Raw genomic sequence first — 23,141 nt, 5'->3', positions numbered from 1 at the left:
CGGCGCTCAGCCGGGCTGCCAGGCCTCCACCTCGCGGTAGATCCGGGCCAGCTCTTCCGGCGCGATCTTGTGCAGCAGCATGCTGGCGCGCTGCGACGGCAGCGAACCTTCGCCAAGGATGCCGCGGTCGCGCAGCAGGCGGAAGGCCAGCAGGTAGTGCCGCACGGCGGCGACAAGGTCGCCCTCCTTCTCCTTGTCCTCGGCGATGCGGAAGGCAGCGAGCGGCATGCCGGCCTTGAGCGCCCGGTCGAACTCGCCAAGGTCGTAGAGGGCGGAGCCGTCGCCGGCCGCCGCTGCCTTGGCGCGCAGGGCCGCGGCATCGGGCGGGTTGAGCCGCGCCAGCATGCTCATGGCGATCGGATAGCCCTTCTCGGCGGCGGCGCGATAGGCGCGGGCGGCGCCCTCGCGGTCGCCGGCACGCTCGAGCGTGCGGCCGTACTGGAAGACCAGCCGGGGCTCGCCGCCCGCCGCCGCCTTCTCGCAGGCCGGCTGCGCCCGCCGCGCGTTGATCGTGTCCAGCAGCATGGCGCGGCCGACGCGGCCGGGATCGTAGGGGTGTCCCGCCAGGCGGTCGCAGGGCTCCGCCGCCTCGGCCGTCGCGGCAAGCTCCGGCAGCAGATTGGCGCGGCGCTGCTCCGGCCCGATATTGCGTCCGATGAGGAGCGACATCATCCCGGCCATGTCGAGACGGGTCTGGCGCGAGGCCTGGTCGGGAAACGCCGTCCAGGCCTTGACGTAGCCGAAATCGCCGCCGGTGAAGACGCGCCTGCCGTCGGCGCTCGGCACCGCCGTGCCGACGCCGCCCTCGCGATAGGCGGCGAGCAGCTCGCCCGGATCGACCAGCCAGATGCGCGCCTGGGCATCGTCATGCGTGGTCACCAGGCGCCGGCCGTCGGCGGTGAAGGCGACGCTCATCACGGCGACGCGCGGCGGCGCGTTCAACGTCGCCACCAGTTCGCCGTCGCGCCACAGTTTCGCGGTGCTGTCGGATCCGCCCGCGGTGGCGATCGTCTTGCCGTCCGGGCTGACCGCGATGCCGATGATCGGCCCGTCATGCGCCGCGATCCCGATCGGGCGCAGCACGCCGTCCTGCCCGCCGATCAGCAGTTCCCTGCCCATCAGGGCGATCGAGCGGGCACCCCGCGCGACCTCGCCGCCGCCCTCGCCGAGTCTGAGCACCACGCCGTCGCGGGTGACGGCGTGCAGCGGCTCCGCCCAGAGCAGCTGCACCACGGGCGCGCCGACCTCGTGGCTGCGCAGCATCTCTCCGTTGGCGCCGAAGATGCGCACGGTGCCGTCCTCGCCGGCCAGCGCCACCTCGCCGCCCTTGGGCGCGAAGGCGGCAGCGGTCGACCGGCTCTCCGCCGCCAGCGCAGCGCCGGATCGCATCGCCTCGACATCGAACAATCGCCCGCCCTTCGGCCCGGCCACCACCAGCCACTTGCCGTCGGAGCTCGCCGCCATGCCATAGGCGCGCTCGCGCTCGCCGGCGAAGACGTAGGCGCGCTCGAATTTCTGCAGCACGTCGTAGAGCGCGGCGAAGGCCTCGCCGACGAAGGGCCGCTCCGGCTTGTCGAGATCGCGCGGCAAGGCCTCGCGCAGCAGCAGGAACGGCATGCCGGTCTCGGTCGCCCGCTCGGCGGCGCGCACCAGGAACAGCGATTGCTGGCGCAGCACGCGCTGGCGCTCGGCCTCGGCGGCGCCGCGCTGCTTCTCCGCCTCGGCGGCATTCGCCACCGCCGTGGCCCGCTGCGTCTCGGCTTCGGAGGCGCTCGCCACCGCGGCGCCGCGCTGGCGTTCCGCCTCGCCGGCCTGGTTGACGGCGTAGATGGCGGCGCCGCCGGCCGCCACCGCCAGCACGGCGAACACCGCGGCGGCCGTCTGCAGCCGCCGCCGGCCGCGCCGTTCCGCCTCGTGCCGCGCTTTGGACGAGCGTTCGACGAAATCGACGACCTCGCCGCCCAGCTCGCCGCGCCGTCGCGCCAGCAGGTCCTCCGCCTCGGAGAGCGGCAGGCCGGCCGGCAGCAAGAGGCTCGGATCCGGCCGCGCGGCGTGGCGCTTCGCCGCCTGCTCCACCCGCGCCCGCGCGGCGAGATCGGCGCGGTCCTCCTCGATCTGGCGGGTGAGCCTGGGCCAGTGCCGGATCAGCGCTTCATGCGCGATGCGCACCACCGCGCCATCGGCGATCAGCAGCCGGGCGGCGACCAGCGCGTCGACCAGCGGCCGCACGGCGGTCAGATCGGCGGTGCGCGCGCTGCGCGCCGTCGCCGTGCCGTCCTCGCCCACGGTGACCAGCGCGCGGGCCAATGCCGGCAGTTGCGCCTGCGTCGCCGGGGCGAGTTCGACGAAGACTTCCTCCGCCCGGTGCGCCAGCGCGCCGGCGAGGCCGCCCAACGCGCGATAGGCGGCGAAGGTGAGCGTGCCGTCGGCGGCCCGCCGTTCCCACAGCTCGTCGAGGGTGAATTCCAGCAGCGGCAGCGCGCCCTTGTCGGCGCTCGCCGCGGCGATCAGCTCGGAATCGAGCGAGGTGCCGCTCTCCGCCTCCACCTCGAAGCGCAGGCCCGCCTCGCGCGCCGGCCGGCGCACGATCTCGGCGATTTCCGCCGCCTCGACCGGCAGCAGCTGGTACTGCCCTTCGCCGGCGGCCAGCTCGGCCAGAAGCGGCACGCCTTCCAGGCGGTGGAAGAAATCGCTCCGCATGGTGGCGATCACCCAGGTGGCGCCGCTCCGCGCCAGCGCGGCGGCGAGGCGGGCGAAGGTGTCGGGTGCGATGTCGCCGGCGGTGAACAGCTCCTCCAGCTGGTCGACCACCAGGCAGAGCCGCGTCTCCGCCTGCTCGGTCAGCTGCGCCGCCCGGCCGGCATTGGCCAGCGCCTGGCGCAGCGGCACCAGCAGGGTCTCCGGGTTGTCGGCCAGCAGCGGCTTCAATGTTTCCGCGCTCCAGCCGAGCGGACCGAGCTCCGGCAGCGCTTCCAGCAACGCCTGAGCGAGGCGATCGATACCCTGCGCCGGCGTCCAGATCGCATGCCGCACCAGGGCGACGCGGCCGATCATGCCGGGCAGCAGCAGGTCGGCGAGCAGGCCGGCCTTGACCAGCGAGCTCTTGCCGCTGCCGCTGGCGCCGAACACCAGCAGGAAGCCTTCGCGCGCCAGGTCGCGCCGCTGCACCATCTCGCGCAGCCGGTTGCGGGCGCGGGTGCGGCCGAAGAAGACCGGCGCATGCTCCAGCTCGAAGGCCTGCAGGCCGCGGAAGGGCGAGCCCTTGAACCAGTGGATGCCGCCGCCTTCCTCCGGCGCCAGCGCGCCGCCGGAAGCCTCGCGCACCTTCTCCTCGATCAGACCGCGCAGATGCGTCTCGATCTGGGCCTCGAACTGCTCAGCCGCGTCGAAGCTGTGCGACGCCGCCTTGATGCCGCCGGCCCGATCCTCGAACCAGCGGCGCCAGAACTGCTCCAGGATCTTCTTCTGCTCCCGGCTCCGCTCCAGCTCCTCCTCATCGTCGAGGAAGGTCTGGATGCGGGTGCGCTTGCGGTAGACCAGCAGATCGGGCGCGCCGCGCTCGCGATAGCCGCGCACCGCGTCCTCGAATTCCCATTCCGTGCCGGTGACGCCGGCCGAGCCGTCGAGCCGGCGGAACTTTTCCGCCGGCAGCGGCGTGCCGAGCTTCGACCACAGGATGACGACGACGATGTCGGTCTCCGATGGCGGCTGGATCATGGTCTGGAAATGCTCGGTCGCGATCAGCGGCTCGCGCTCCCACAGCACCGGCTCGATGCGGAAGTGATAGGCGAACTCGCGCGCAAGCCGCGCGACCACCCGTTCGGCGATCAGCCGTTCCGGGCGCACGTCCGATGGCGAGGAGATGAAGATCCGAAGCGGACGCTGATTCATCGCGCGATCATGCCCTGCCGGTGGCGGCTTCGTTTCGATTCCGCAGATGATAGCCGAACTCCGCTCGGAATTGCGGTAGCCGCCGTCACGCGGGCGCCATCGATTGCTTGCCTGCGGCATCGGATCGGCGTCTATCCTCTTGCGATGGGGGCGGCATGACCACCGAAGCGGAAGTCCGGGCGGCGATGAATGCAGGCGATCTGTTCCGCGCCTGCGATCTGGCCAATGCGGCGCTGGCCGCCGCGCCGGGCGATCGGGCGCTACAATACCTGGTCGTGCTGGCGCTGGCCCGGGCCGGCGCGACCGAGCAGGCCCTGGAGCGCTATCGCGATTTCGGCCTCAGGGCGGAGCGGTTCGATACCCAGCTCGACATCGACATTGCCAGCATTTCCGGGCGGTTGCTGAAGGACCGGGCCTTGCTGGCGGCGGCGGCCGATCGGCCCGGCCTGCTGGCCGCCGCCGCGGCCGAATACGAACGTGTCTACGCATCGAGCGGCAAGCCGTTTCCGGGCGTCAACGCGGCGACTCTGCACCGGCTGGCGGGCAACGCCGCCGCAGCGGGACGAATCGCGGGTGCCGTGGTGGCAACGCTCGGCCAGGCACAGGATTACTGGGGCGAGGCCAGTCTGGCGGAGGCGAAGGCCGTGCTCGGCGACCAGGCCGGGGCGAGCGCCGCGCTGACCCGCGCCGCCCGCTTCCTCCCGGATGAAGGCGCTCGCGCCAGCACCCTGCGCCAGCTTCGCCTGCTCGGCGCGGCGTTGGGTTGGGATGCCGCCTGGCTCGCGCCGATCAAGCCGCGCACCGCGATCCATTTCAGCGGGCACATCATCGGCCCGCGCTTTCCGCCGGAGGCCGTGCCCGTGGTGGCGACGGCGATCGAGGCGGCGCTCGCTGCGCACGATGTCGGCTTCGCCTACGGCTCGCTCGCCGCCGGGGCCGACATCCTGTTTGCCGAGGCGGTGCTGGCACGCGGCGGCGAGCTGCATGTCGTCCTGCCGTTCGACGCGGTGGAGTTCCGCGCCACCTCGGTCGCCCCGGCCGGCGGCGATTGGCTTGCTCGATTCGAGGCCTGCCTCGCCCGCGCGACCAGTATCAACTTCGCCACGACAGATGCCTTCCTCGCCGATGACGGCCTCTACGCCTATGCCAGCCGCATGGCCATGGGGCTGGCGCGGCTGCGCGCCGGCTTCCTGCAAGGCGAGGCAATGCAGATCGCCGTCTGGGACGGCCAGCCGGGCAACGGCGTCGCCGGCGCCGCCGCCGACATTGCCGCCTGGGCCGCGGTCGGCGGTCCGGCGCAGATCATCCGGGTACAGGGCGCGCCGGGCCATGCTGCCGCGCCGGCGCGCCAGCGGCGCGAAGTGCATGCCATGTTGTTCGGCGATGTGCGCGGCTTCTCCAAATTGACCGAGGCCGAGTTGCCGCGTTTCGTCGGCCTGGTGCTGGGCGGCTTCGCGCGTGTCGCCGAGCGCTACGACGCGCGCATATTGCTGCGCAACACCTGGGGCGACGGCCTGTTCATCGTGGTCGAGGATGCTTCGACGGCGGCGGCGCTGGCGCTCGAACTGCAGGGGGCCATGCGGGGCATCGATCTCGCCGCGGCGGGCCTGCCGGACTATCTGGCGCTCCGGCTCGGCGGCCATGTCGGCCCGGTCTTCCGCCTGACCGATCCGGTGCTCGGGCGCGACAATTTCTTCGGCGTGCATGTCAGCCGCACCGCGCGGATCGAGCCGGTGACGCCGCCCGGCGCCGTCTATGTCACAGAGCAGTTCGCGGCCGACCTCGCCGCCCGCGGCGAGACGCGGTTCCAATGCGACTATGTCGGCCTCGCCCCCGCCGCCAAGGGCTACGGCGACATGCGCTTCTATGCGCTCAAGTCACGCGGTGCCGTGGCGGCGGCGTGACGGGCGAGCACGTGCGATTTCCGCTTCCCGGCCGGGCCGGGCGCCGCTATGTGTCCGCCCCGTTGCATTCCTATGAAGAATTCGGGGAGGGCCGATGAGCCGCGCATTCGTGTTTCCGGGCCAGGGGTCGCAGGCGGTCGGCATGGGCCGCGAGCTGGCCGAAGCCTTCCCGGTCGCCCGGCAGGTCTTCGAGGAGATCGACGAGGCGCTGAAACAGAAGCTGTCCAAGCTGATGTTCGAGGGGCCGGAGGCCGACCTCACCCTGACCGAGAATGCGCAGGCCGCCCTGATGGCGGTCAGCGTGGCCGTGGTCCGCACCCTCGAAGCGGAGGGCAAGTTCAAGCTGGCCGACAAGGCCGCCTACGCCGCCGGTCACTCGCTGGGTGAGTATTCGGCGCTGGCGGCGGCCGGCGCCTTCTCGCTGGCCGACACGGCGCGGCTGCTCAAACTGCGCGGTCAGGCGATGCAGAAGGCGGTGCCGGTCGGCACCGGCGCCATGGCGGCTTTGCTCGGCGTCGAGCTCGCCCAGGCCGAGGAGATCGCGAAAGAGGCCGCCGCCGGCGAGGTCTGCGACTGCGCCAACGACAACGGCCCGGGCCAGGTCGTCCTCTCGGGCGCCAAGGCGGCAATCGACCGCGCCGTCGAGCTGGCCAAGTCGAAGGGCAAGAAGGCGATGCTGCTCACCGTCAGCGCGCCGTTCCATTGCGCGCTGATGCAGCCGGCCGCCGACGCCATGGCCGAGGCGCTCTCCAAGGTCACCATCGCCCCGCCGACCGTGCCGCTGGTGCCGAACGTCACGGCCACCGAGACCAGCGACCCCGAAACCATCCGCGACCTGCTGGTCAGGCAGGTGACCGGCCTGGTGCGCTGGCGCGAGACGGTGCTCTATCTCAAGTCGAAGGGCGTCGACGGCATGGTCGAGGTCGGCGCCGGCAAGATCCTGTCGGGCCTGGTCAAGCGCATCGACAAGGAGATCGCGCCGCTCAATGCCCATACACCCGCCGAGATCGAGGCGGTGCTGAAGACGCTCGCCTAGAAGCCCTCCCCCGGCTTGCGCCGGGGGAGGGAGCAGGAAGGAGACAGATCGATGTTTAATCTCACCGGCAAGGTGGCGCTGGTCACCGGCGCCTCCGGCGGCATCGGCGGCGCCATCGCCCGCGCGCTGGCGCAGGCGGGCGCCAAGGTCGCGCTGTCGGGCACCAAGGTCGAGGCGCTGGAGAAGCTGAAGGCGGAGATCGGCGCAAGCGCCGAGATCTTTCCCTGCAACCTCGCCGATGCGGCGGCGGTGGATGCGCTGCCCGGCCAGGTGGAGGCGAAGCTCGGTAGCCTCGACATCCTGGTCAACAATGCGGGCCTGACGCGCGACCAGCTGGCGCTGCGCATGAAGGACGAGGATTTCCGCGCCGTGCTCGACGTCAACCTGCTGGCGGCGTTCAAGCTCGCCCGCGCCGCCTTTCGCGGCATGATGAAGCGGCGCTGTGGCCGCGTCATATCCATCACCTCGATCGTCGGCGTCACCGGCAATCCGGGCCAGGCCAACTATGCCGCGTCGAAGGCCGGGCTGATCGGCATGTCGAAGAGCCTGGCGCAGGAAGTCGCCTCGCGGAACATCACCGTCAACTGCGTGGCGCCGGGCTTCATCCAGACGGCGATGACCGACGGGCTGCCGGAGGAGCAGAAGCAGAAGCTGCTCGGTGCCATCCCGCTCGGCCGGCTCGGCGCCGGCGCCGATATCGCGGCCGCCGTACTCTATCTCGCCAGCGACGAGGCCGGCTACGTGACCGGGCAGACGCTGCACGTCAACGGCGGCATGGCGATGATCTGAGCGCCACGATCTGAGATTCGGATGTCCGAAACACGCACCCGCAAGCCGCGTGGCCAGGGCCACGAGCGGCGGACCGAGATCCTGGCCGCCGCCAAGGCGATGTTCGTCGCCGAAGGCTATGCGACGGTCACGACGCGCAAGCTCGCCGAGCGGGTCGGCATCTCGCAGACCGGGCTCTACGTATATTTCCAGAGCAAGGAGGGGATCCTCTTCGCGCTCAGCCAGGAAACCTTCGCCAAGCTCGGCGAGGCGCTGCGCGCAGCGACCGAAGGTGTCGAGCCGGGTCCGGAGCTGCTGCGGCGGCTCGCCCGCGCCTATATCGAGTTCGGCCTCGCCAACCGCGACGAGTACGAGCTGACCTTCATGGCGAGCGACGCACCGCTGAAGCCGTTCCATGCCGACAAGGACCTGACCCGCCCGTTCGACCAGCAGGGCGTCGGCCTGCAGGCCTATCTGTTCGTGGCGGAACAGGTGAAGCGCCTGCAGGCGGTGGGCGCCATCGAGGAGCGCGACCCGGTCGTTGCGACGCAGACCTTCTGGGTCGCCCTGCACGGGCTGGTCGCGCTGGTGATCGCCCGGGCCGGCTTCCCCTGGGCCGATATGCGGCGGCTGACCGACCACCTGATCGAGACCCTGGTGAGAGGCCTCGCCGCTCGCTGACCATATGCCTGCTCGTAATATGTTCGTTGATTAGTGTTCATTGAACAGTTATCCTGCCCACCGCAGACAGCCGGGAGGCAGCGATGATCACCCTCACCGTCAACGGGCAGCCCCGCCAGATCGAAGCCGAGGCCGATACCCCGCTGCTCTGGGTCCTGCGCGACGAGCTCGGCCTGACCGGCACCCGGTTCGGCTGCGGTGTCGCCGCCTGCGGCGCCTGCACGGTGCATGTCGACGGCGTACCGATGCGGGCCTGCAGCTTGCCGGTCGAGGCCCTGGCCGGCGCCAGCGTCACCACCATCGAAGGCCTGCCCGCCAGCGCCGGCCTGGCGCCGGAAGCGCTGCACCCGGTGCAGCAGGCCTGGATCGACCTGCAGGTGCCGCAATGCGGCTATTGCCAGTCCGGCATGATCATGGCCGCCGCCGCGCTGTTGCAGGCGAACCCGAAGCCGAGCGATCCGGAGATCGACGCCGCCATCACCAATCTCTGCCGCTGCGGCACCTATCCGCGCGTCCGTACCGCCATCCGCCGCCTCGGCGGCGCAGCCTGAAGGGAGAGGTGCGATGAAGCGCAGAACCTTCCTGCTCGGCGCCGCGGCTATCGGCACCGGCGGCCTCGTGCTCGGCTACCGCGCCTGGTCCGATCGTTTCGAGGCCCAGGCCGCCCAGCTCACCGCGGGCGACGGCGGCAAGCTGATCGCCGGTTGGGTCCGGATCGGCAGCGACGACAGCGTCACCGTCTACGTGCCGCATATCGATATGGGCCAGGGGACGGCGACGGCGCTCGCCATGATGCTGGCGGAGGAGCTCGATGCCGACTGGTCCAAGGTCAGGCCGGAGCGCGCGCCGGGCGAGAAGGCCTTCGCCAACCGCTTCCTGGCCGAGGGCTGGATCCTGCAGGGGCTGAAGGTGCCCCGCTTCCTCGACGGCGCGGTGGATGTGGGCTTCGCCGAGGCGGCCCGCTTCGTCAACCTGCAGATCACCGGCGGCTCGACCGCCGTGCGCTTCACCGGCCAGGTCGGCATGCGCATCGTCGGCGCCGCCGCGCGCAGCATGCTGGTCGAGGCGGCGGCGAAGCGATGGGGTGTCAGCGCGGCCGAGCTCGCCACCGCCGACAGCGTCGTCACCCATGCCAAGAGCGGCCGCGCGGCGCGCTATGGCGAACTCGCCGCCGCGGCGGCCGAGCTGTCGGTGCCGTCGAGTCCGCCGCTGAAGGCCCGCGAGACGTACCGCATCATCGGCACCTCGCCGGCGCGCTTCGACATCCCGGCCAAGGTTAAGGGCGCGCCGCTCTACGCGATCGACCTCCGCCTGCCGGAGATGCGCTATGCCGCCGTCATGTCGGCCCCGGTGCATGGCGGCGCGCTCCAGTCGCTAGATCCCGCGCCGGCCCAGGCGGTGAAGGGCGTCGAGCAGGTGGTGAAGTTCCCGCACGGCATCGGCGTGATCGCCCGCAATTGGTGGCAGGCGCAGAAGGGCCTCGCCGCGCTGAAGCCGGTGTTCAGCGATGGCGGCAACGGCAATGTCTCGAGTGCCAGCCTCGCCGCAACGCAGGAAAGCGCGCTCGGCGCGGCGGATGGCAAGTCGATGGTGAAGCTCGGCGATGCCGAGGCGGCGCTGCAGCAGCCAGGCGCCCGCATCGTCGAAGCGACCTATCACGTGCCGTTCCTGCACCACGCGGCGATGGAGCCGATCAACGCCACCGCGCAGGTGAAGGACGGCCGGCTCACCGTGTGGGGCGGCGAGCAGGACGCACTCGGCGCCAAGATGAAGCTGGTCCAGTTAAGCGGCTTCGCCGCCGACAAGGTCACGCTCCACCCGCTGCCGGTCGGCGGCTCGTTCGGCCGCCGCGTCACCGTCACCACGCGCCATCTGGAGCAGGTGGTCGAGCTCGCCAAAGCGGCCTCGCCCAATCCAGTGCAGATGATCTGGAGCCGGGAGGAGGATTTCGCGCAAGGGACCTACCGCCCGCAGGTCGCCTCGCGCATCCGCGCCGCGCTCGGGCCCGACGGCAAGCCGACCGCCTGGTCGCAGAGTTTCGTCGAAACGCCGGGCATCAACGAGGCCATCGGCCTGCCCTATCCGATTCCGAACCAGTCGATCCGCGCCGTGCCGGTGCCGGTGCATGTGACGCAGGGATCGTGGCGCTCGGTCGCGCATACCCAGCACGGCTTCTACACCGAGACCTTCATCGACGAATTGGCGCAGGCGGCCGGGCGCGACCCGTTCGAATATCGCCGCGACCTGCTGCCGGCTGGCTCGCGGCAACGCCGTGTGCTGGAGATCGCGGCGGAGAAAGCGGGCTGGGGAAAGCCGCTGCCGGAAGGCCGCGGGCTCGGCATCGCGCTGGTGGAAAGCTTCGGCACTGTCGTGGCCCAGGTGATCGAGGCATCGCAGGGGCGGAACGGCGTTCCGGTGGTGCAACGCGTCGTCGCCGCAGTCGATTGCGGCGACGTCTGCCATCCCGACACCGCCACGCAGCAGGTCGAGGGCGCCATCGTGATGGGCCTCGGCGCCGCCATTGCCGAGCGCATCACCATCGAGAACGGGGCGGTGCGGCAGCGCAACTTCCCCGACTACCCGATCAGTACCATGGCCAGTACGCCACCGGTGATCGAAGTGCATTTCGTGCCGAGCGACGGCGCCTGGGGCGGCCTCGGCGAGCCCGGCATGCCCCCGGTGGCGCCGGCGCTGGCCAATGCGCTGTTCGCCGCCACCGGCCGGCGCGCTCGCAGCCTGCCGCTGAAGCTCGCCGCCGCGGCCTAGTCTGTCTTCGGACCTATGCGGGGAATGGCCTTCCCCACCGGGTTTGGCGCATACTGTTCGTCACGTCAGGGCGACGGAGCGGACAGGCTCGATGGCGGATCAGAACGCGCTGCCGGACACGCGATTTGCGCGCTCGGGCCCGGTCAACATCGCCTATCAGGTGATGGGCGAGGGGCCGATCGATCTCGTCATCGTGCCCGGGATGGTCTCGCATATCGAGATGATGCACGAGGTGCCGGGATACACGGCCTTCCTCCGGCGCCTCGCTCAGTTTGCCCGCGTCACCACCTTCGACAAGCGCGGCCAGGGGCTGTCGGACCGGATGGAGGGCGCACCCACGCTGGACGAGCGCGCCGACGACGTGCGCGCCGTGATGGACGCCGTCGGCATCGAGCGCGCCGCGCTGATGGGCATTTCCGAAGGCACCATGATGTCGGTGTTCTTCGCCGCGGCACACCCCGACCGCGTGTCGCATCTGCTGCTCTATGGCGGCATGCCGCGGCAGGCCTATTCGGAGGATTTTCCGATCGGCTTTCCGCCCGAGACGGCGCGCATGTTCAAGGGCTGGGGCACCGGCTCGTTCATCGTCAATTTCGCCGCGCCGTCCTGGAAGGGGAATGCGGAGCTGGAGAAGATCGCCGCCCGGTTCGAGCGCATGTCGTGCAGCCCCGGCAACCTGCGCGCCTTCGTGACGATGAACTACGAGCTGGATGTCCGGCACATCCTGCCCACGCTCTGGATGCCGACGCTGGTGCTGCATCGCGAGCATGACACGCTCTGTCCGCTCCCGCTCGGCCGTTACTACGCGGAGCATATCCCTGGCGCGCGCCTGATCGTCTATCCCGGCGGCGGTCACTGGCCGCCTTCCATTCATGAGGACTGGGAGACGATCTGCGACGATATCGGCGAGTTCGTCACCGGCCATCGGCCGACGCACGAGCCTGACCGCGTGCTCGCGACCGTCCTGTTCACCGACATCGTCGGCTCCACCGACAAGGCGGCGGCGCTGGGCGACCGCCGCTGGCACGCGCTGCTGGACAGCCACAACGCGGCGGTGCGGCAAGTCATCGCGCGGTTCCGCGGGCGCGAGGTCGACACGCTCGGCGACGGCTTCCTCGCCACCTTCGACGGGCCGGCGCGCGGCGTGCAATGCGCCCGCGCCATCGTCGAGGCGGTGCGGCCGCTCGGCCTGGAAGTGCGCTGCGGGCTGCATACCGGTGAGTGCGAGGTGATGGGCGACCGCGTCGGCGGCATCGCCGTGCATATCGGCGCGCGTGTCGCGGCGTTGGCGGGAGCCGGTGAAGTTCTAGTCTCCAGCACAGTCCGGGACCTGGTGGCCGGATCCGGCCTCGGTTTTGCCGATTGCGGCTCCCAGGCGCTCAAGGGCGTGCCGGGCGAGTGGCGCCTGTTCCGCGTGGCCTGAGCAACCAAAGCCGCGGCAGCTAGCGCTGGCGCGGAATGCGCCATGGCGCGTGGCGGAACTGCTCGATCAGGAAATCCGCGAAGACGCGCACCTTGGGCGAGCGGTGCCGGCCGCCCGGATAGACCGCGGCGATCGGGACCGGCTCGACCACGTTGAACTCGTCGAGCAGCGGCACCAGCGTGCCGCTCTGAATCGCCTCGGCAACGATCATGTCGCCGAGCCGCACGATGCCGGCCCCGGCGATGGCGAGCTTCACCAGCGCATCCGCCGCGGCGACGGTGGCCTGGCCTTTCACCTCGACGGTGGTGATGCCGCTTTCGGTGCGGAACGGCCAGCGGCCGAGCTGCGGCTGGTCGGCGACCAGCAGGCAGCTGTGATGCGCCAGGTCTTCCGGCCGCCGCGGCGTGCCGTGCCGCGCGAGATAGGACGGCGCGGCGCAGATCACCCGCTCGATATCGGCGATCTTGCGCACCACCAGCGAGGTGTCGCCGACTGGGCCGGCGCGAATCGCGAGATCGGCGCGCTCGCTCTGCAGGTCGACGATCCGGTCGGTGATGTCGACCGAAACGCTGACATCGGGATAGCGGTCGAGGAAGATCGGCAGCTTCTGCATAAGTTGCGTCGTCGCGAACACGCTGCCCGAATTGACCCTGAGCAGCCCCTTCGGATGCGTGCTCGAGGCGCCGACCGCGGCCTCCATCTCGTCGATCTCGGCCAGGATGAACTTGGCGCCGGCGAAATAGCTCTCGCCCTCCGGCGTCAGTCCGATCCGCCGGGTGGTGCGCTTGAGCAGGCGGACGCCGAGCCGCTCCTCCAGCCGCGCCACGATCTTGGAGACGGCGGAAGGCGTCAGCTCCAGCCGCTCGGCCGCCGCGGTGAAGCCGCCCAGCTCCACCGCGGCCACCAGCACCCGCATGGGATCAGTGGAATCGGTCATTTGTGAAAATATTTCATCAATCTCGGTCTTGAGACAGAGATTATCCCGCCAGCGGCTCGCAATACATATCCTTCAGCGGCGCTCGAAGCGCCCATGAACCAAGGTGACCGAACATGCTGGCCTTCCCCGAATCCATCGATCTGTCGCCCGAAGTGATCGAGCGCCACCGCCGGCGCGCTCATGAATTGCGCGCCGCCTCGGTCCGGCAGTGGTTCCGGCAGCTTTGCCACGCCCTGCGCCACCTGGTCGGGGCGCCGGGCGCGGGCCGGCCCGCGGCGGTCGGCTGACGCCGGCTACCGCCCTTTGAACACCGGCGCGCGCTTCTCGACGAAGGCGCGCGCCGCTTCCTTGTGGTCCTCGGTCTGGCCGGTGCGGCTCTGGAACATGGCCTCCATGTCGAAGCACTCGGCCAGGCCATGGCTCTCGGCGGCGTTGAAGGTCTTCTTCATGTAGCCGAGCGCGACGCGCGGCCCGTTGGCGAGCCGCTTCGCGAGCTCCATCGTCTCGGCCTTCAGCTTGTCGTCGGCAATGACGCGGTTGACGATGCCCAGCCGGCCGGCGTCTTCCGCGCCGATCACGTCGGCGAGATAGTAGAGTTCGCGCGCCTTGGCGGTGCCGACCAGCTTGGAGAGGAAATAGGTGCCGCCATAATCGCCGGAATAGCCGACCTTGGCGAAGGCGGTGGTCAGTCGCGCCGAGGCGGCGCAGGTGCGCAGGTCGCAGGCCAGCGCCATCGATAGGCCGGCGCCCGCCGCGGCGCCGTTGATCATGGCGATGGTCGGCTTCGGCATCTCGTGCAGCCAGCGCGAAGCCTCCATGCCGGCGCGCAGATTGTGCATGCGGCTTTCAAAGGTTTCGGGCTCGCCGGCATTGCGCTCGTTCATCGCCTTGACGTCGCCGCCGGCGCAGAAGCCGCGCCCTGCGCCGGTCAGCACCACGCAGCCGACGTCGCGGTCGGCGGCGAGCCGCGGCAGCGCCTCGCCGAGATAGGCCGTCATCGGCCGCGACAGCGCGTTTATGCGGTCCGGCCGGTTGAGCGTCAGGACGACGACGCCCTCCTCGCGGGTTTCGATCACATCGGTGGTTTCGACAGGCATTGGGCCTTCCTCCAGTGGTCTTCGTTTCAGGTGAGCAGGAAATCGACACCGCAGATGGTGACGCTGTCCGATCCGGCCGGCACGCCCGCCGCGGCGGCGCGCTTCAGCACCTCGGCCTTGTCGGCGGCCTTCAGGTGCACGGCGGCGATGCCGGCGGTGCGGCCGGGCACGAAGGCGATGACGCCGCCGCAGGCGAGATCCATTTCCGGCCCGCGGGCGCCCTGACGCAGCGGCAGGTCGAGCAGCCGCGACCACAGCTCCGCCAGCGCCTTCGGGTCCGGCGCCGACAGATCGCAGCCGGTCATCGCCGCGACGGGCGTCTTTTTCACTTGCGACAGCCAGTCCGGCCCTGCGGGCTGCCAGGGGCCGAGCGTCTCGGTCACCTCGGCACCGGGCAGGGTTGAATCGACCGAGAGCAGGAAGCCGCCGGTATCGGCGGGATGGAAATGCGTCGCCTTGTAGGTCGGCCGGTCGATCTTCCAGACCGACCGCACCTTGTGCGTCTCGATCCGCTCGCGCTCGGCATTGGCGTCGTCGGTCTGCACGATCACCATATAGCCGCCCGGACCGCCGCGCCGGGCGAGGAACCGCCCGGCCGAGGTGTTGCCCTTGACCGGTGCCACGATCTCCAGGAAATCGCCGCCGACCGGCAGCACCACGTTCTCCAGGCCGAACACGCCGACATTGCCGTCGCGGAACGGCTCGCCCAGGCCCAGCACCTGGATCAGGTGGCCGGCATGCGGCTCCAGCTTGTCGGCGACCAGCGCGATCTGGCGCAGCCGCACCTTGCGTTGGCTCATGGCCGTTCCCTCCTTGCGTTTCCCCGGATTTCTTGTTCTGCGGGCGGGATTATGGGCTGATCCCGGGCCGCCGGGAACCGCCTGCCGGCCCGGGAGTTCGCAATAGCACGAGGGTGATCCCCGCTTGCTTTGCATCCCGCCGGAAACGTGTTAAGCACCCCGCCCGTCGCCGGGCCGGAAGCTGTTCACAGCGCCGCCCAGCGTGCCTTATTTTACGCCAGCGGTGGCCGACTCGGGTGGAGCGGCCGGAAACAAGGGACCCTCAATGAGCGATATCGCCGATCGGGTTAAGAAGATCGTCGTCGAGCATCTCGGCGCCGAAGCGGACAAGGTGACCGAGAACGCCAGCTTCATCGACGATCTCGGCGCCGACAGCCTCGACCAGGTCGAGCTGGTGATGGCCTTCGAGGAGGAGTTCGGCTGCGAGATCCCGGACGATGCCGCCGAGAAGATCCAGACCGTGAAGGACGCGATCGACTTCATCACCCAGCACCAGACCAAGTAGGTCGGTTCAGCAGGCCGCGCCGTCCTCAAGTACCAGGGGAGATCCAGCATGCGCCGCGTCGTCGTCACCGGCCTCGGCATGGTCACCCCGCTCGCCAGCGGGGTGAAGCCCACCTGGGATCGCCTGATCGCCGGCGAATCGGGCATCGGGCCGATCACGCGGTTCGATGCCGGCGCCATGGGATTGAGCGCGCGCATCGCCGGCCAGGTGCCGATCGGTAACGAGCAGGCGAATGCCTTCAATGCCGATCTGTACATGGAGCCGAAGGAGCAGCGGAAGGTCGACGATTTCATCATCTACGCCGTCGGCGCCGCCTCGCAGGCCTGGGAAGATGCCGGCATCGAGTTCCGCTCCGAGCAGGAGAAGGAGCGAGCGGGCGTCCTGATCGGTTCCGGCATCGGCGGCCTCCCCGGCATCGAGGAGGCGGCGATCACCCTGAAGGAGAAGGGGCCGCGCCGGCTCAGCCCGTTCTTCATCCCCGGCCGCCTGATCAACCTTGCCTCCGGCCACGTCTCGATCAAATACGGCCTGAAGGGTCCCAATCATGCCGTGGTCACCGCCTGCTCGACCGGCGCGCATGCGATCGGCGACGCGGCCCGGCTGATCTCGCTCGACGATGCCGATGTGATGCTGGCCGGCGGCACCGAGGCGGCGATCAGCCCGCTCGGCATCGCCGGCTTCGCGGTGATGCGGGCGCTGTCGACCGGCTTCAACGACGAGCCGCACCGTGCCTCGCGCCCGTGGGACAAGCGGCGCGACGGCTTCGTGATGGGCGAGGGCGCCGGCGTCGTCGTGCTGGAGGAGTACGAGCACGCCAAGAAGCGCGGCGCCAAGATCTATGGCGAGGTGAAGGGCTACGGCCTCTCCGGCGATGCCCACCACATCACCGCGCCCGCGGACGACGGCGATGGCGGCTTCCGTTCCATGCGCATGGCGCTGAAGCGGGCCGGCCTCAATCCCGATCAGATCGACTACGTCAACGCGCACGGCACCTCGACGCCGCTCGGCGACGAGATCGAGCTCGGCGCGGTGAAGCGGCTGTTCGGCGATGCCGCCTACAAGATCTCGATGTCGTCGACCAAGTCCTCGGTCGGCCACCTGCTCGGCGCCGCCGGCGCGGTAGAGGCGATCTTCTGCATCCTTGCCATGCGCGACCAGATCGCGCCGCCGACGCTCAACCTGGAAGATCCGTCGGAAGGCTGCGACATCGACCTGGTGCCGAACAAGGCGAAGCCCCGCAAGATCGACGCCATACTGTCGAACTCCTTCGGCTTCGGCGGCACCAACGCCTCCCTGGTGCTGACGCGGGTGTGAGCGTCGTTTCGCGGAGGTGACGAGGCTGCGCCGCCTTCTCGCCTGGCTGTTCGCTGTCGTCGTCCTGATCGGCCTCACGCTGGCCGGCGGCTTTCTGTGGCTCCGGCACGAGATCGCGGCGCCGGGGCCGCTGGCCGAGGAGGCCATCGTCCTCGTCCCGCGCGGTCAGGGCATCGAGGCGACGGCGGCGACGCTCGCCGCTTCCGGCGCGATCAGGCATCCCTGGCTGCTGCTCGCCGCCAGCCGGCTCGAGCCCGGCGGCTCGATCAAGGCGGGCGAGTATGCGCTGGCGCCGCATGTCAGCGTGCTCGACCTGCTGGCGCAGCTGCGCGCAGGGCGTGTGGTGGTCCGCCGCCTGACCGTCCCCGAAGGACTGACCGTGCGCGAGGTGCTCGACCTCGTCGCGGCGGCGCCGGCGCTGGAGGGCGAAGTCCCCGCGCCGCCGCCGGAAGGCAGCCTGCTGCCGGAGACCTATTTCTATGTCCGCAGCGACACCCGCGCCGCGCTGGTGCAGCGCATGCGCGAGGCGATGGACAAGGCCCTGGCCGAGGCCTGGGCCAAACGCAAGGACGGCCTGCCGCTGAAGACCCCGCAGGAGGTTCTGACGCTCGCCTCCATCGTGGAGAAGGAGACCGGCAAGCCGGAGGAGCGCAGCCGCGTCGCCGCCGTCTACATCAACCGGCTGCGCATCGGCATGCGTCTGCAGGCGGATCCAACGGTGATCCATGCCCTGACCGAAGGCCGGCAGGAGCTCGGCCGCGAACTGAGCCGCGCCGATCTCGACACCGATTCGCCCTACAACACCTATCGCAATGTGGGGCTGCCGCCGGGCCCGATCGCCAATCCGGGATTCGCCTCGCTGCTCGCCGCGACCAGCCCCATCGACAGCCGCGAGATCTACTTCGTCGCCGACGGCACCGGCGGCCACCTCTTCGCCGAGACCCTGGCCGAGCACAACCGCAACGTCGCCCGCTTCCGCCGCCTGCGCTCGGGGGCGCCATGACGGCCCGCCTGCTGCTCGCCCTCGCGCCGCTGCTGCTGGCCGCCTGCACGGTGGGCCCGCCCTGTCGCACCCACACGGCGCTGTTCCTCGGCACCGCCATCGGCGAGCAGGGCCGCGTGGTGAGCGAGGCCGACTGGCAGCGTTTCGTCGCGGAGGAGGTGGCCGTGCGCTTTCCCCACGGCTTCAGCGTGACGGATGCGACCGGCCAGTACCGCTCGCCCGTCACCGGCAACGTGGTGGCGGAAAAGACCCGCATCCTGACCCTGGTGCATGCCGATGCCCCTGCCGTGCATCAGGCGATCGACGCCATCGCCGCCGCCTACAAGGCGCGCTTTGCCCAGGAATCGGTGCTGCGCCTCGACCAGTGCGCCGCCTTCGCCTTCTGACGGCGCGAGGCCGCGAAAGATCGTGAAACAGGTTTTTATGTACCGCCGCGACACGGGGCGGCTAGGTTCGTCGCATGCCGCATCGACACATCACCGAGCGGGCCGCGCGTGCCCGCAGCACTGCCGAGCCTTGGGGGTCCATGTCGTGGCTGATCGATGCCGAGATCGCGCCGGGCGCGGCGATGTCGGTGGCGCGCATGGAGGTGGCGCCGGGCGCCACCAGCCAACCGCACCATCACCCGAACTGTGACGAGGCGATCAGCCTGATGACCGGCTGCGTCACCGCGCTGGTCGAAGGCCGCGAGATCGCCATGCGCCCGGGCGATGTCTGCTGGGTCCCGAGCCACAGCACCCACGCGGTGCGCAACGAGGGGGCGACGGCGGCGGTCCTGTTGCTCACCTATTCCGAGGGCCGCCGCGAGTATCGGCCGGACTGACCGGCAGTGGCGACTTCACCCCGACTTATCCCCAATATATAGTGGCGGCCGTACTCCCGCCGCCCAAGCCGAAGTGGTTCGAATTCATGGCGCTTGCCAGCATGACCGGATTTGCCCGCGCCACGGGCCAGCTCGACGGCCTCGCCTGGGCCTGGGAGGTGAAGAGCGTCAATGGCCGGGCGCTCGACCTGCGCTTCCGCTTGCCGCCGGGCTTCGACGCGCTGGAAGCGGCGGCGCGCCAGGCGCTCGGCGCCAAGCTGAAGCGCGGCAGCGTCACCTGCGCGCTGCAGATCTCGGAGACCCAGAGCCGGGTCAGCTATCGCTTGAACGAGGCGCTGCTCGACCAGGTCAACGGCATCATCGGCCGGGTCGCCGAGAAGATCGAGACGGCGGCGCCGCGGCTCGACGGCATCCTGGGGCTGCGCGGCGTCATCGAGGTGGTCGAGCCCGAAGTCGACGAGGCGGCGCGCGAGGCGCGCGAGGCGGCATTGACGCAGGGGCTCAAGGCCGCTGTCGAGCGCCTGGCCGAGAACCGCGCCGCCGAAGGCAAGCATCTCGAAGCGATCCTGACCGGGCTGCTGGACGACATGGCGGCGCTGGCTGCCGAGGCGCGCCGCGTGGCCGCCGCGCGGCCGGATGCCTGGCGCACGCGTCTCGAAGAGCAGGTGGCGGCGGTGCTGGACAAGGCGCCGGCAGTGTCGGAGGAGCGCCTGACGCAGGAGCTTGCGCTGATCATCGCCCGCGGCGATATCCGCGAGGAACTCGACCGCCTCGCCGCGCATCTCGCCGCCGCCCGCGCGGCCATCGCCAAGGAGGATCCCGGCGGCACCGGGCGCCGGCTCGACTTCCTGGCGCAGGAGCTGAACCGTGAGGCCAACACGCTCTGCTCCAAATCCGGCGACGCGGAACTCACCAGGATCGGCCTCGACCTCAAGCTCGCGATCGACCGCTTCCGCGAGCAGGCCGCCAACGTCGAGTGACCCGGCCATGAGCGAGCCGCATCGACCGGTCGAGACCGCCCGCAAGGGGCTGATGCTCGTGCTGTCTTCGCCCTCCGGCGCCGGCAAGACGACGATCTCCCGCCGCCTGCTCGAGGCCGACGACAACCTCGTCATGTCGATCTCGGTGACCACGCGGCCGAAGCGGCCGGGCGAGGTCGACGGCGTGGACTACCACTTCATCGACCCGGTGTCGTTCAACCTGATGGTCAACCGGCAGGAGCTGCTGGAGCACGCCAAGGTGTTCGACCACTATTACGGCACGCCGAAGGGGCCGGTCTTCGACTACCTGGCGCAGGGCCGCGACGTGCTGTTCGACATCGACTGGCAGGGCACGCAGCAGCTCGCGCAAGGAGCGCGCGACGATGTCGCCTCGGTTTTCATCCTGCCGCCCTCGATGGCCGAGCTGCGGCGCCGGCTCGAGCGCCGCGCCCAGGACAGCGCCGCCGTGGTGGCCAAGCGCATGTCGAAGGCGGCTGAGGAGATCAGCCACTGGGCGGAGTACGACTACATCGTCGTCAACGACGATTCCGACCGCTGCCTGGAAGACATCTATGCCGTGCTGCGCGCCGAGCGCATCCGCCGCCAGCGCCAGACCGGCCTGCTCGACTTCGTGAAGATGCTGCGCGAGGGGCGGTAGTCAGCGCCGTCACGTCGTGATGCGCGGCAGGTCCTTCGGGATGGTGCGCGCCGGCCAGTCGAGCTCGACCAGGATCTTCGGGCGCGAGAGACGCTTGATCCGGTCGGCGAAGTTCGGGCCCCAGCCGCGCAGGCATTCCGCGGCGCGCGTCTCCTCCCAGGCCGACTTCACCCGGAACAGGTCGACCGCATTGGTCTGGATCGGCCGGCCGGCCTCGGCGGCCAGGTTTCCCGGCTGCTTCGCCGCACGGATAAAGGCCTTGTCCGCCTTGGCCAGCGCATCGAAATAATTGGCGAGTGCGGTGTACTTGTCGATCGTCGGGTCGATGAACGCCGCCAGGAAGCGCCGCTGCAGGCGGTCATAGGCGATGTCGTGCGGCTTCGACACGTTCTCGTCGAAGGCGTCGACACCAGGCACCAGAAGATCCTCTTCCGTGAGGGCATCGCCCGGCGGGCTCAGCCGCCCGGCCGACCATCCAGGGCCGGTCCAGTTGCCGTACCGGGTCAGTTTCTTGAGGAAACTCGGCGTGACGAAGGCCATGGCTTCCCCCCGTTCGCAATCCCAGAACCCAGCATAGGGCCGGACGCCGCCGCTGCGGAAGGTGCGTTTGCTACCGCGTCATCCAGCGCTCCGGCGCGGCGGCGGCGAGCAGCGCCGCGCGGCCGCCTTCCACCGGCGGCACGATCAGCTGGCGGTTGATCGAGGTCTTCAGCGCCTTGGCCTCGGCGCCCCGCATCGCCACCTCGCGCTCGAAGCCGCGGGTCAGGAGCGCGCCGGCGGGCCCGAGATCGAGACAGGTGACATAGGGCCGCGGCGTATAGGCGAGCGGCGCCTCGCCGAGCAGCAGCCGGGCCGCGTTGTTGCCGGCGAAGGCGCCGGAGGACAGTGCGTGCTGGCACGACATGGTGGTGCTGTTGCCGCCCTCGACGCCGGCGGCAGCGACATCGCCGGCGGCGAGCCAGCCATCGAGGCCGTCGACGCGTAGGGCAGCGTCGACCTTGAGCCGCCCGATCGCATTCTTCGGCGCGTCGATCAGCCGGTTGAGCGGGCTCGGCTCCAGCCCGCCGGTCCACACCGCGACGTCGCAGCCGAGCCGGTCGCCATCGGCGAAACGGAGGCCGCCCGCTTCGACCGCCGCCACCGCGCTGCCGGCGCGCGTCCGCACGCCGAGGCTCGACAGCGCATCCCCGATGACGCCGCGCGCCGCGCCAGCATAGCCGGCCGCGATCGGCCCCTGGTCGATCAGCACGATGCGCGCGCCCGGCGCCTTGGCGTCGCGCCAGCCGGCGAGCTCGGTCGCGAGTTCGATCCCGGTGAAGCCGCCGCCGATCACGGCAACCGCCGGCGCCTTGCCCTCGAAGGCGGCGAGCCGCCGCCACAGCCGGGCCGACTGGTCGGCATCGTCGATCCCTTCGGCATGTTCGGCGAGGCCGGGGATGGCGGGCAGCGCGGCCCGGCTGCCGGCGGCCAGCACGATCACCCGGGCGGTCAAGCTGCGGCCATCGGCGAGCGTCACCCGCCGCGCCGGCGCGTCGATGCCGGTCACCTCGCCCACCACCAGCTCGGCCCCGATCGTCTGCAGCATCGGCGCGAGCGGCAGCCGCGCCTCGCCGGGCGCCAGGTCGCGCTCGTACAGCCGGGGCCGTGCCGTCAGATAGGGCTCGCGGGTGACCAGGGCGATCTCCGCCTCGCGTCCTGCGAGGTCGAGCTGGCGGGCCGCGCCGAACGCGGCCCACAGGCCCGCATAACCGCCGCCGATGATCAGGATGTCGTGCATGGCTTGCTCCGGTTGTACGGCCTGAAGACGGCGGCGGGCCGGACTTTGTGACAGCGGGCTCCAGCCGGCAAGCCGGGCGGATCACGCCCCTTCGGCGACCTGTCACAGCCGGCCCCGCTGCCTCGTCTTGCCCTTGCCGGCGCCGCTGGCGGCGGCAAGGATCGAGAGGTTCTGCATGGACGGACAAGTGACGATCGCAACCGAGGGCTTTTCCCCGACCGGCACGCCACGGCCAGGCCAGCCGCCCCCGGCGCAGGGCTTCGAGCCCAACCGGGCCGCCCTGCGCGGGCTCGCCTACCGCATGCTGGGCGATGTCGCGGCGGCGGAGGACGCCGTGCAGGATACCTATCTGCGCTGGCACAATGCCGACCGCGCCGGCGTGGCCGTGCCGCGCGCTTGGCTGCTGACCGCCTGCGCCCGGCTCTGCATCGACGAGCTGCGCTCCGCCCGGGCCCGGCGCGAGAGCTATGTCGGCCCCTGGCTGCCCGAGCCCCTGATCGAGCCGGAAGCGCCGCACGACCCGGTGGAGCGGGAGGAGAGCCTTTCCATCGCCTACCTGCTGCTGCTCGACCGCCTGAAGCCGGTGGAGCGCGCCGCCTATGTCCTGCGCGAGGTGTTCGAGCTCGGCTATGACGAGATCGCGCCGATGTTGGGCAAGACTGCCGTCGCCTGCCGGCAGATCGTCAGCCGCGCCGCGAAGCGTCTCGCCGGCGCGCCGGAAGCCGGCGCCAGGCCGGCCGACCGTGCGCTCGCCGGCGCCTTCGCGGCCGCGCTGCGC

Annotated in this window: 22 protein-coding genes; 16 read left to right on the top strand and 6 right to left on the bottom strand. The window is 70.6% G+C overall.

What is annotated here, in order from left to right; genetic code table 11:
* Nucleotides 1–6: 6 nt before the first annotated feature.
* Entirely contained in the window at nucleotides 7–3,891 is a 3,885-nt protein-coding gene (locus tag DT074_RS09285) for an nSTAND1 domain-containing NTPase (RefSeq protein ID WP_119419562.1), read from the bottom strand.
* Nucleotides 3,892–4,046: 155 nt separating this feature from the next.
* Here DT074_RS09285 and DT074_RS09280 point away from each other — a divergent pair, with 155 nt between their 5' ends.
* The 7 genes from DT074_RS09280 to DT074_RS09250 all read left to right on the top strand — a co-directional run bounded on the left by DT074_RS09280 (nucleotide 4,047) and on the right by DT074_RS09250 (nucleotide 12,469).
* A complete protein-coding gene (locus DT074_RS09280; protein WP_119419561.1) occupies nucleotides 4,047–5,795 on the top strand; it encodes a TRAFs-binding domain-containing protein in 1,749 nt (582 codons plus the stop codon).
* A 94-nt stretch (nucleotides 5,796–5,889) separates the two neighbouring features.
* Nucleotides 5,890–6,831: an ACP S-malonyltransferase gene (gene fabD / locus DT074_RS09275; protein WP_119419560.1), complete on the top strand. Its 942-nt coding sequence runs from the start codon at nucleotides 5,890–5,892 to the stop codon at nucleotides 6,829–6,831.
* Between the two features lie 51 nt (nucleotides 6,832–6,882).
* Nucleotides 6,883–7,620, top strand: a complete 738-nt coding sequence (fabG, locus tag DT074_RS09270) for a 3-oxoacyl-[acyl-carrier-protein] reductase (protein WP_119419559.1) — start codon at nucleotides 6,883–6,885, stop codon at nucleotides 7,618–7,620.
* Between the two features lie 21 nt (nucleotides 7,621–7,641).
* Entirely contained in the window at nucleotides 7,642–8,280 is a 639-nt protein-coding gene (locus tag DT074_RS09265; RefSeq protein ID WP_119419558.1) for a TetR/AcrR family transcriptional regulator, read from the top strand.
* Between the two features lie 86 nt (nucleotides 8,281–8,366).
* A complete protein-coding gene (locus tag DT074_RS09260) occupies nucleotides 8,367–8,831 on the top strand; it encodes a (2Fe-2S)-binding protein (RefSeq protein ID WP_438503676.1) in 465 nt (154 codons plus the stop codon).
* A gap of 13 nt (nucleotides 8,832–8,844) precedes the next feature.
* Entirely contained in the window at nucleotides 8,845–11,046 is a 2,202-nt protein-coding gene (locus tag DT074_RS09255) for a xanthine dehydrogenase family protein molybdopterin-binding subunit (protein WP_119419556.1), read from the top strand.
* 91 nt (nucleotides 11,047–11,137) lie between these two features.
* The gene (locus DT074_RS09250; RefSeq protein WP_119419555.1) at nucleotides 11,138–12,469 is read left to right on the top strand and encodes an adenylate/guanylate cyclase domain-containing protein; all 1,332 of its coding nucleotides are present in this window, start codon (nucleotides 11,138–11,140) and stop codon (nucleotides 12,467–12,469) included.
* Between the two features lie 19 nt (nucleotides 12,470–12,488).
* Here the strand turns inward: DT074_RS09250 and DT074_RS09245 are convergent, their stop codons facing one another.
* Complete coding sequence (locus tag DT074_RS09245) at nucleotides 12,489–13,406, bottom strand: LysR family transcriptional regulator (protein WP_368744559.1); 918 nt, start codon at nucleotides 13,404–13,406, stop codon at nucleotides 12,489–12,491.
* A gap of 113 nt (nucleotides 13,407–13,519) precedes the next feature.
* On the opposite strand from DT074_RS09245, the gene DT074_RS27965 reads away from it, so the two are divergent.
* Nucleotides 13,520–13,693 (top strand): hypothetical protein, encoded by a 174-nt coding sequence (locus tag DT074_RS27965; protein WP_162914753.1) that lies wholly within the window; start codon nucleotides 13,520–13,522, stop codon nucleotides 13,691–13,693.
* 6 nt (nucleotides 13,694–13,699) lie between these two features.
* On the opposite strand, the gene DT074_RS09240 is transcribed toward DT074_RS27965, so the two are convergent.
* Nucleotides 13,700–14,503 carry an enoyl-CoA hydratase gene (locus DT074_RS09240; protein ID WP_119419553.1) on the bottom strand — a complete coding sequence of 268 codons (804 nt, stop codon included), beginning with the start codon at nucleotides 14,501–14,503 and terminating at the stop codon, nucleotides 13,700–13,702.
* A 26-nt stretch (nucleotides 14,504–14,529) separates the two neighbouring features.
* Complete coding sequence (locus tag DT074_RS09235) at nucleotides 14,530–15,303, bottom strand: VOC family protein (RefSeq protein ID WP_162914752.1); 774 nt, start codon at nucleotides 15,301–15,303, stop codon at nucleotides 14,530–14,532.
* A 265-nt stretch (nucleotides 15,304–15,568) separates the two neighbouring features.
* Between DT074_RS09235 and DT074_RS09230 the strand changes: the two genes are divergently transcribed.
* The 7 genes from DT074_RS09230 (at nucleotide 15,569) to gmk (ending at nucleotide 20,586) form a co-directional block, all read left to right on the top strand.
* Nucleotides 15,569–15,808, top strand: coding sequence for an acyl carrier protein (locus tag DT074_RS09230; protein ID WP_119419551.1), 240 nt, complete (start codon nucleotides 15,569–15,571; stop codon nucleotides 15,806–15,808).
* Between the two features lie 48 nt (nucleotides 15,809–15,856).
* Nucleotides 15,857–17,122 (top strand): beta-ketoacyl-ACP synthase II, encoded by a 1,266-nt coding sequence (gene fabF, locus DT074_RS09225; protein WP_119419550.1) that lies wholly within the window; start codon nucleotides 15,857–15,859, stop codon nucleotides 17,120–17,122.
* Between the two features lie 16 nt (nucleotides 17,123–17,138).
* Nucleotides 17,139–18,125 (top strand): endolytic transglycosylase MltG, encoded by a 987-nt coding sequence (mltG, locus tag DT074_RS09220; protein ID WP_368744558.1) that lies wholly within the window; start codon nucleotides 17,139–17,141, stop codon nucleotides 18,123–18,125.
* The gene (locus DT074_RS09215; protein ID WP_119419549.1) at nucleotides 18,122–18,511 is read left to right on the top strand and encodes a DUF3574 domain-containing protein; all 390 of its coding nucleotides are present in this window, start codon (nucleotides 18,122–18,124) and stop codon (nucleotides 18,509–18,511) included. The genes mltG and DT074_RS09215 overlap by 4 nt, the downstream gene beginning before the upstream one ends.
* Nucleotides 18,512–18,651: 140 nt before the next feature.
* On the top strand, nucleotides 18,652–18,948 hold the full coding sequence (locus DT074_RS09210) for a cupin domain-containing protein (protein WP_162914751.1): 297 nt from the start codon (nucleotides 18,652–18,654) through the stop codon (nucleotides 18,946–18,948).
* A gap of 101 nt (nucleotides 18,949–19,049) precedes the next feature.
* Nucleotides 19,050–19,928, top strand: coding sequence for a YicC/YloC family endoribonuclease (locus tag DT074_RS09205; RefSeq protein ID WP_368744557.1), 879 nt, complete (start codon nucleotides 19,050–19,052; stop codon nucleotides 19,926–19,928).
* Between the two features lie 7 nt (nucleotides 19,929–19,935).
* Nucleotides 19,936–20,586 carry a guanylate kinase gene (gene gmk, locus DT074_RS09200; protein WP_119419547.1) on the top strand — a complete coding sequence of 217 codons (651 nt, stop codon included), beginning with the start codon at nucleotides 19,936–19,938 and terminating at the stop codon, nucleotides 20,584–20,586.
* Nucleotides 20,587–20,595: 9 nt separating this feature from the next.
* Here the strand turns inward: gmk and DT074_RS09195 are convergent, their stop codons facing one another.
* A complete protein-coding gene (locus tag DT074_RS09195; protein WP_119419546.1) occupies nucleotides 20,596–21,126 on the bottom strand; it encodes a hypothetical protein in 531 nt (176 codons plus the stop codon).
* Nucleotides 21,127–21,196: 70 nt separating this feature from the next.
* Nucleotides 21,197–22,363, bottom strand: coding sequence for an NAD(P)/FAD-dependent oxidoreductase (locus DT074_RS09190; protein WP_119419545.1), 1,167 nt, complete (start codon nucleotides 22,361–22,363; stop codon nucleotides 21,197–21,199).
* A gap of 187 nt (nucleotides 22,364–22,550) precedes the next feature.
* Between DT074_RS09190 and DT074_RS09185 the strand changes: the two genes are divergently transcribed.
* Nucleotides 22,551–23,141, top strand: a 591-nt coding sequence (locus DT074_RS09185; RefSeq protein WP_162914750.1) for a sigma-70 family RNA polymerase sigma factor, incomplete at its 3' end; no start/stop codon positions are given.

Source organism: Desertibaculum subflavum (genome assembly GCA_003576705.1).
In the GTDB taxonomy this organism is placed as follows: Bacteria; Pseudomonadota; Alphaproteobacteria; order Ferrovibrionales; family Ferrovibrionaceae; genus Desertibaculum; species Desertibaculum subflavum.
The sequence above is the reverse complement of the archived record's forward strand: the minus strand, read 5'-3'. Positions and strand labels throughout refer to the sequence as shown.

Coding starts and splice junctions, on each gene's coding strand:
- DT074_RS09230 (WP_119419551.1), top strand. CDS start 15,569: ATGAGCGATATCGCCGATCGGGTTAAGAAGATCGTCGTCGAGCATCTC.
- DT074_RS09280 (WP_119419561.1), top strand. CDS start 4,047: ATGACCACCGAAGCGGAAGTCCGGGCGGCGATGAATGCAGGCGATCTG.
- gmk (WP_119419547.1), top strand. CDS start 19,936: ATGAGCGAGCCGCATCGACCGGTCGAGACCGCCCGCAAGGGGCTGATG.
- DT074_RS09265 (WP_119419558.1), top strand. CDS start 7,642: ATGTCCGAAACACGCACCCGCAAGCCGCGTGGCCAGGGCCACGAGCGG.
- DT074_RS09215 (WP_119419549.1), top strand. CDS start 18,122: ATGACGGCCCGCCTGCTGCTCGCCCTCGCGCCGCTGCTGCTGGCCGCC.
- DT074_RS09240 (WP_119419553.1), bottom strand. CDS start 14,503: ATGCCTGTCGAAACCACCGATGTGATCGAAACCCGCGAGGAGGGCGTC.
- DT074_RS09210 (WP_162914751.1), top strand. CDS start 18,652: ATGTCGTGGCTGATCGATGCCGAGATCGCGCCGGGCGCGGCGATGTCG.
- DT074_RS09245 (WP_368744559.1), bottom strand. CDS start 13,406: ATGACCGATTCCACTGATCCCATGCGGGTGCTGGTGGCCGCGGTGGAG.
- DT074_RS09195 (WP_119419546.1), bottom strand. CDS start 21,126: ATGGCCTTCGTCACGCCGAGTTTCCTCAAGAAACTGACCCGGTACGGC.
- DT074_RS09255 (WP_119419556.1), top strand. CDS start 8,845: ATGAAGCGCAGAACCTTCCTGCTCGGCGCCGCGGCTATCGGCACCGGC.
- DT074_RS09285 (WP_119419562.1), bottom strand. CDS start 3,891: ATGAATCAGCGTCCGCTTCGGATCTTCATCTCCTCGCCATCGGACGTG.
- DT074_RS09250 (WP_119419555.1), top strand. CDS start 11,138: ATGGCGGATCAGAACGCGCTGCCGGACACGCGATTTGCGCGCTCGGGC.
- DT074_RS09205 (WP_368744557.1), top strand. CDS start 19,050: ATGACCGGATTTGCCCGCGCCACGGGCCAGCTCGACGGCCTCGCCTGG.
- fabD (WP_119419560.1), top strand. CDS start 5,890: ATGAGCCGCGCATTCGTGTTTCCGGGCCAGGGGTCGCAGGCGGTCGGC.
- fabG (WP_119419559.1), top strand. CDS start 6,883: ATGTTTAATCTCACCGGCAAGGTGGCGCTGGTCACCGGCGCCTCCGGC.
- DT074_RS09235 (WP_162914752.1), bottom strand. CDS start 15,303: ATGAGCCAACGCAAGGTGCGGCTGCGCCAGATCGCGCTGGTCGCCGAC.
- DT074_RS09190 (WP_119419545.1), bottom strand. CDS start 22,363: ATGCACGACATCCTGATCATCGGCGGCGGTTATGCGGGCCTGTGGGCC.
- DT074_RS27965 (WP_162914753.1), top strand. CDS start 13,520: ATGCTGGCCTTCCCCGAATCCATCGATCTGTCGCCCGAAGTGATCGAG.
- fabF (WP_119419550.1), top strand. CDS start 15,857: ATGCGCCGCGTCGTCGTCACCGGCCTCGGCATGGTCACCCCGCTCGCC.